This is a genomic window from Halobacteriovorax sp., from assembly GCF_041587335.1.
Taxonomy (GTDB): domain Bacteria; phylum Bdellovibrionota; class Bacteriovoracia; order Bacteriovoracales; family Bacteriovoracaceae; genus Halobacteriovorax.
In genome coordinates this window covers 1-7,322 of record NZ_JBFGYP010000136.1, presented here as the reverse complement: position 1 = coordinate 7,322, position 7,322 = coordinate 1, and the positions used below count along the sequence as shown (strand labels likewise).

Genomic DNA, 7,322 nt, shown 5'->3' with positions numbered 1-7,322 from the left:
GCTCTAGGAAATCCACTTCCATCACCACTTTCATGATGCTGCTCAATCATAGTAATTATATCATTGTCGATAAAGCTAAGCCCGCCTAACATCTCAGCACTCCTAATCGGGTGCATTTTATACTTTGAGAAATTGAGACTAGTATCATGACCTGTATTTTCTTGTTCCAGGACCTTTAGAGAAATATCATGAAATGCTGCACACTTTATAACTTTTCGTTCGTTATTATTACTACCCCATTCTAAGTTCTTAATAATGATTGCTGAAATTAAAGATGAAAGTATCATATGATTTATTCTTCCAGAATCTTTCATCTCATTAACAAACTTAGAACTATCATCAGCTAGATTAGAGAGCTCTCTAAACACATCGACATGACAATCAACGACACCAATAACAACACTCTGAGGAATTTTTAATGATATTGAAAGTGGAACTAAAGTCTTAATAATTTGAGATACATAATCAAATTCATTTGAGTTCAGTCCTAAGCTAGATTTCTGAACGACTCCATCTATAACTTTTTTATAGAACGATGTTGAATCTTCTTTTTTAATGAAGAGATAATCTTTTGATCTATGGCTATATTTATCAATTTCACTAAGAGAAATTGCGACACCTTTTTTAAATAGTTTTACAAACTTACTATTAGAAATACGTATATAAATATCGCATGGTGAAGAGGACATATCCATACTCTCTTCAATCGAAACAGCAATATATGGAGTATCTACCTCAGTTCGGGCTATTTTTAAAAATGATTCAAAAGTCATAAATTCAAAGTGATCACTTTTAATAATATCACTTTTAGATATCACAATAAGCTTAACTTCTGGTTTAGTTTTACTAACTCTATCTATAAGGCTCTTTGAATCTCTACTAAAAGAAGTAAAAAATAATATTAAGCAATCTACAGAGTGTGTCTTTAAGTCATTTAGAAAGATTGATTCATCATCAAAAATAGTGTGATTAATTGCGCCTAATTCAAATACTTTGTCAGAAATGATATATGAAAAGTCGTTATTTTTAGAATAAATAAGGCATTTCGAATCACTTAGATCTATTTCTTTAGTTTCCTTCATAAGTAATAATTCTACTATAAAAAGGCCTACCTCACAGTAGGAATTTACGTCTTTAAACTCAAGAAAAACTAACTACAAAATAATTAGCTCAAGTACTTAAACAGAACTGAGCTTTCTATATAGGTAAATTGTTGCACTAAACAGATATAAATCTATAACTAAAACCGTGAGATTTACAAAAATAACCGTTAGATATTTTACAATAAAACTAGTTCCTGCTTCGCTAACAAGACCCATCGTCCAAAATTCAAGGGACATAAGAAGTAGAAGTGACACCCCTATAGCAAGGACACTCCATGGAGACTTCTTCACTATGCCTTTACTCTTCTTAAAGTAACTTCCATCTTCCTTACCTTCTAATGCAATAATAGGAGCAAAGTAAAAGAATGTGAGTATATAAAGACCAGGAATAATCAAAAAGACTGAGCCGATCAAATACAAAATTGAATATAAGATATTTATTCGAAGGTATGTGAAAAAGTTTAAAGTACTTAACTTCTTTCCGCCTAGTAGCTCATTAAGAATAAGGGCGTAAAAAAGACATGTTCCAATAGTTTCAACTAGGCCATGTATAATCAGAGCCGTTTCACCTGTAGCACCTATAAACTCTCTCGAAACATCAATAAAAATAGAAAATAAAAAGAGTAAAACTAAAATGAATAAATTCTTTTGAACATTTATTTTAAAGTTTTCTAATGAGAATCTTAGTGAATCTAAAAACATTAATAGGCCTCAAATGTTTTCTTATCTCTATTTTTTCTTACACCAGGAACAGCAAAAACTCTGTTATGAAAAGAGATGTATACACCAGGCTTTAATAGTTTTGATGCTAAGATGGCCTCAGTCACATTCTGTCTTGCATCACTATCATCAAACCCCATCGGCTTCATTGCACCAGTAAACACAATAGGACTTGTTACATTTTTAATTTCTTCAAAACAATGTTCCGCAGTTTTGGCCATAGTATCTGTTCCGTGGAGAACTATGATAGGCCATCCTTTCTCTAATTGAACCTTAAGTGACTTTGTAACCATGGCACGGTCAAAGTCTGTCATATTTAAAGAATCTTTAGATAGAATCGAGTGAACATGTAGTTTCGTGTATGGCATTCTCAATTTTTGTAAAATTATATGCTTAATGATGCTATCTTTATTTTCTAAAGATCCATCATACTCATCATACGATTTCTCTATTGTGCCACCAGTCGTTAACACAATTACGTCTTGCGCCATATTTAATACGTCATTTTGAATATCTGAAGTCATACAAACCCACTGGAATATCGGATACTTACAGTATCTTTTCCCATTTAAATTAATTATCCCTATATATCGCTTAAAAAGTGCACCTTTGTAAAGAAAGTGCCCTTGACGCTGGAGAATTTACAACCATATTTAACAAGTAATTATTTAACTAAATAAACTCATACAAGGAGCAGACATGACTGAGAGAAAAGGAAATATCTCCGTTAACACATCCGACATCTTCCCTATTATTAAGAAGTGGCTTTACTCAGAGCACGACATCTTTATTCGTGAGCTAGTTGCAAATGCAACAGATGCCATTACAAAGAGACACACTCTTTCTAGAAACTTAAATGTTGAAATCCCAGAAGGGAGCATCAATATCTCAGTAAATAAAGATAACAAACTTATTACTATTACTGATAACGGTATTGGAATGAGTGAAGCAGATATTGAAAAGTATATTGCTCAACTTGCTTTTTCTGGAGCTGAAGAGTTCGTAAAGAAATTAAAAGACGAAGGTAGTGAAGACGGACAAGATATCATTGGTAAGTTTGGTCTTGGTTTCTACTCTGCGTTCATGGTTGCAGACAAAGTTGAAATTGAATCGCTCTCAATGAATGAAGGTTCTGTTCCTACTAAGTGGACATGTGAAGGAGATACAGAATATACGTTCTCTGAGTCTACAAAAAGTACTATTGGAACAACAATCTATCTTCATATAAATGAAGAAAGTGCTGAATTCTTAAACGAGTGGAAACTAACACAAACATTAAGAAACCACTGTGACTATATGCCATATTCAATTGGTGTATTAGATGAAATGAAGCCACCACAAAAGCCATTAAAAGACGATGGTTCTGTAGACGAAGATGCTCCAGCAGTTGCAGCGACTCCGGTTATCATTAATGAAACAAAGCCTATCTGGAAAAGAGATCCTAAAGAGCTTAAAGATGAAGACTATAAGGAGTTCTACAGAAAACTATTCCCAATGGATGGAGATCCACTATTTTGGATTCATCTAAAAGTAGATCACCCATTTACTTTAGAAGGTATTCTTTTCTTTCCTAAGTTCAACCCTACAAAACCTCAAAATGAACACAATATTAGACTATATTGTAAGCAAGTTTTTGTTTCAGATAATGTTAAGAACGTAATACCAGATTTCTTATCTCTTTTAAGAGGTAGTATTGACTCAACAGATATCCCACTAAACGTTTCAAGATCATCTCTTCAAGGAGATCCAAACGTTCAAAAGATTTCAAACTATGTTGTAAAGAAAGTTGCTGAAGCATTAAAAGTATTATTTAAAAAAGACAGACAAAAATTTGAAACAATCTGGGAAGACATTCACCTCTTCATTAAATATGGCTGTGTAAGTGATTCAAAATTTGATGACCTTATGAGAGAGAGAGTTGTTTATAAGGCCTCTAATGGTAAGTATTTAACTCTTGGTGAGTACCTTGAATCTACTCCAGAAAAATACAAAGAAAAGATGAAAGGAAAAATCCTTTATTTTGAAAAAGAAAAATCAGATGCATCTTTAAAGAAGCAACTTCTTGCTGAAGGGATTCTAGCTATCGAGTGTGATGATCATATTGATCCTCACTTTTTCCAACATACTGAAACAAAGAAAATCGGAGAAGAAACTCTTCAATTTGTATCGGTAGACTCTGAGTTTAGTAATCTTCTTGAAAGTGAAAATACAACTGAAGAAGATATGAAAATCAAAGATCTTTTCAGCAACATTCTAGCTCCAGTAAAAGAAGGAGAAGAAGCTCCTGCAGATGGTAATGACGTAGAAATCTCTAAACTTTCAGGATCTACAACTCCTGCTTACTTTAAAGTTGATGAGCAAATGAAGCGTTTTGCAAAAATGGCACAGAGTATGGGTCAACAAGGTGGAATGTTTCCAACAAAGAAAACTTTAGTTATCAACCCTTCAAGCCCACTTATTCAGAATGCTTTAAAGATTCATGAAAAAGGTGGAAATGATCAGCTTGTAGAAAAGATTTGTCATCATGTTGAAGACTTAGCACTTATTTCAAGTGAAGGCTTAAAGCCAGATGAAAAAGAGATCTTCATCACAAGAACTCAAGACTTAATGCAAGAACTAACAACTTTAGCTCTTTAATAAACTTAGGCCCAAGAGTCTCTTGGGCCTATTATTTTAATCACATTTCTTAATTTTCAAATTTACGTTCTCTTTCTTAGGACTCGTACACTCTCCAGTATCTGGATTGTAGAACTTAACAGTAAAAGATACAGAACTATCGTCCACCTTAATTTTTTCAAAATCACAAAAGTTGTCTCTGTATAATTCAGTCTTCTTCTCCGAACAACTTGTCGTCACAACTAATTGACGGCCCCTGCTCACAGGTTCTCCAATATATGTCTTCACAATAGATAATTTTTGTCCTGAAACAGAGAGCTGTATACTTAACTCTTCCTCTGCCAAAATACTAAACGTAAGAAAAATTAAAGTTAATCCTAATATTTTTTTCATGTATCCTCACAAACTAGCTTTCTTCTATCTTATAATAACATCATTTTTTTTTAATATAATACTGCTTAAGGCTTTCTTTAAATTATTAAGGTCCATATTCTAAAAGTGAAAAGTACGAAGAAAGTGCCAACTATTATTCTCACTGACAAAAATCTTATTTACTCTCACCCATAGGACTTAATAACCCATAAACTACCGTAATTATGACCTGCAATCTTCTTATCGTCTTAAATTGGGAAGAGATAAAGAGTAATTCCTCTTTTCACTTCATAAAGAGTGCTACACCACCCTACAATAAAACGAATAAGATTAATTTGCTAAATTTTTTAGTCGGTTTTTACGATAAGGATACAATGAAGAAGTCTTTGTTTATATTTATTTTAATTTTATCCAGCTGTAAAAATCAGACTGATAGTAAGTTTATTCCTTTCTCTAAAAAATATAAACCCAAAACACAACATGAAGAACTCGTTAAGAGTATCTACACTGGAGATGATGACTTCTCTAAAAGTTTAAATACATTTATGTCAGGACCAACTTCTCAAATAGCTCTATCAAGACCAGATAGCCCTTCTTCTAATTGTGGGTATGGGCTTTATGATGAAATTGATTTTGATGAGAACAATGATGAAGTTACTTTTGAAGATTTCGTTGATGTTATACATGAAAAAGAACAAATGAATGGATTTCCACTTTCTATTGATAATAGTGGAGCAGGTTCAATAAAAGGCGAACAACAAGTTATATGGGATGAATGTAAAGGTATAAAATCTAATTATGATGATGGCGCTCAAAGTTCTACGTGTAAAAAGAGAAAGGTTTCTAAAGAGTTCATAAATTTCTTTGATAAAAACTTTTCAACTTGTGTTCAACAGGCCGTAAAAGGCTATAAGAAAGGTAATAATCAAGCAGTTGATGCAATAAAGTTTTCTCATGCAGGAATTGCGGGAGATCCACGTCACTCTAACAGAAGTTATCACTCAGTAAACCGTGCTATTGATATTAGACAAATATCTTATATTCAAGGTGGTAAAAAAGTTACTTTAAAAGTATCTGACCAAAAGAAATCTCCGGCAAAAGAATTTTTTGAAAAGTTTAGAAAGTGCTGGCATGATAAAATTGTTGAAACGAGTAGTAAATGTCCAGGTAGCTCGAATAAAGGTTCAATTGGCCACGAACACAAAAACCACCAACATCACCTTCACCTATCACTTCCGTACTGCCCTAGAGTTAAAAATGGTAGTAAATACTTTTTGAAATAAAAAAAGGCCCAAATATTCTATTGGGCCTCTTCTAGAGAAAATAGGGGAATTATTTCTTATTATAAAATATTTATCTAGCAAAAATTTGTGTATTAATACTATCAATTTCACTTCTTGAATGAAACTTTACGACATTGTCATCTCCAGGGTTTGTATTAACTAAACTTGGATTAATCTTTCCAGTAAGTATTTGCTTACCAAGAGTATGACTCTTTTTCTCATATAGAACATGCTCCTCACCTCTTTCCTGATCCTCTTTACAGCAAATACAAAGGTCAGCGGTTGGTCTTGCAAGCAGTCTTGTCTCAGAGATCTCATCTCCACAATCCGTACACTCACCAAATGTTCCATTGGAAATTCTTTCTAGGGCGGCATCTACCTTCTTTAGATAGAAACGTTGTCTTCCCTGTAGTTTTAATATTAGTTGCTCGTCACGCTCACGAGTTGTTTGATCAATTTCATCACCAGACTTACCTGTTAAGTTCTGATCTTCTCTTCCTAAGTTTTCAAGAACACTATTTCTTTTGATTTCGATAAAAAGATTTTTAAAGTTTTCTAGAGTTTGAGTCTTCATATTATGCTCCTATTTCCTTAAATTTTCCGTCCTGGGTGTCTTTCTCTAAGAGGTCATCCTGATCTCTTTTTAGAAAATCACCATCCTAGTAATTTTCTGTTACCCCCTACTATCCAATAAGCGTGCCAAGATTTATTAAGCATTTCAACCAACACTAAGTGTCATTAAGTCTTTTTTGGACAATTTGATACTGATTTTAGAGCAAAATAGCTCCAACTAGATATATTTAGACGTAAATTCAGTCAGTTACTACTTACAGCGACGACGTCCCTGAAGAGTTCTACCATCTTCACAAAGAGTTACTTCCAGGTGATCACCAAATATTATAGAGCCAATCTCATACTCTACCTTCAAAGGAATTTGTCTCTTCTCCAGGATAGGCCAGGTCACTGAGATACTCTTTAGACCATTCTTTAGATCTAAACCAAAGTGCGTTCCAAGCTCACTTTGAGATGGTTGAGGACCAGAAGTATAATCAACCCAGCGTTTTTGAGTAAATTTTTCTGTAACTAGAGTTATCATCGCCCCCCATCCGTGCGTATTTGACTTAACACCATCTAAATAAACACGAATAGATTTTCTTCCTTCACGAGGAGAGATATTTTTATAGACATAAATACGTCTAGCAAGATCGGCCTTTCTCACGTTGCTCTG

The 7,322-nt window shown here is 33.5% G+C and carries 8 protein-coding genes; 2 read left to right on the top strand and 6 right to left on the bottom strand.

Annotation, left to right across the window (positions count from 1 at the left end):
- The 3 genes from ABX784_RS14320 to ABX784_RS14310 form a co-directional block, all read right to left on the bottom strand.
- A partial coding sequence (locus ABX784_RS14320) for an HD domain-containing phosphohydrolase (RefSeq protein ID WP_372655743.1) occupies positions 1 to 1,082 on the bottom strand: 1,082 nt, incomplete at its 3' end.
- 96 nt (positions 1,083 to 1,178) lie between these two features.
- Complete coding sequence (locus ABX784_RS14315) at positions 1,179 to 1,805, bottom strand: hypothetical protein (RefSeq protein ID WP_372655742.1); 627 nt, start codon at positions 1,803 to 1,805, stop codon at positions 1,179 to 1,181.
- Entirely contained in the window at positions 1,805 to 2,347 is a 543-nt protein-coding gene (locus ABX784_RS14310; protein ID WP_372655741.1) for an asparaginase domain-containing protein, read from the bottom strand. The genes ABX784_RS14315 and ABX784_RS14310 overlap by 1 nt, the downstream gene beginning before the upstream one ends.
- 175 nt (positions 2,348 to 2,522) lie before the next feature.
- Between ABX784_RS14310 and htpG the strand changes: the two genes are divergently transcribed.
- Positions 2,523 to 4,460, top strand: a complete 1,938-nt coding sequence (gene htpG, locus ABX784_RS14305) for a molecular chaperone HtpG (RefSeq protein ID WP_372655740.1) — start codon at positions 2,523 to 2,525, stop codon at positions 4,458 to 4,460.
- A 36-nt stretch (positions 4,461 to 4,496) separates the two neighbouring features.
- Here htpG and ABX784_RS14300 read toward each other — a convergent pair whose 3' ends face one another.
- Positions 4,497 to 4,832, bottom strand: coding sequence for a hypothetical protein (locus ABX784_RS14300; protein ID WP_372655739.1), 336 nt, complete (start codon positions 4,830 to 4,832; stop codon positions 4,497 to 4,499).
- A 353-nt stretch (positions 4,833 to 5,185) separates the two neighbouring features.
- Here ABX784_RS14300 and ABX784_RS14295 point away from each other — a divergent pair, with 353 nt between their 5' ends.
- Positions 5,186 to 6,094: a hypothetical protein gene (locus tag ABX784_RS14295; RefSeq protein WP_372655738.1), complete on the top strand. Its 909-nt coding sequence runs from the start codon at positions 5,186 to 5,188 to the stop codon at positions 6,092 to 6,094.
- A gap of 70 nt (positions 6,095 to 6,164) precedes the next feature.
- On the opposite strand, the gene ABX784_RS14290 is transcribed toward ABX784_RS14295, so the two are convergent.
- Both ABX784_RS14290 and ABX784_RS14285 read right to left on the bottom strand, forming a co-directional pair.
- Positions 6,165 to 6,668 (bottom strand): TraR/DksA family transcriptional regulator, encoded by a 504-nt coding sequence (locus ABX784_RS14290; RefSeq protein WP_372655737.1) that lies wholly within the window; start codon positions 6,666 to 6,668, stop codon positions 6,165 to 6,167.
- 249 nt (positions 6,669 to 6,917) lie between these two features.
- Positions 6,918 to 7,322: ASPIC/UnbV domain-containing protein (locus ABX784_RS14285; RefSeq protein ID WP_372655736.1), on the bottom strand; the 405-nt coding region annotated here is incomplete at its 5' end.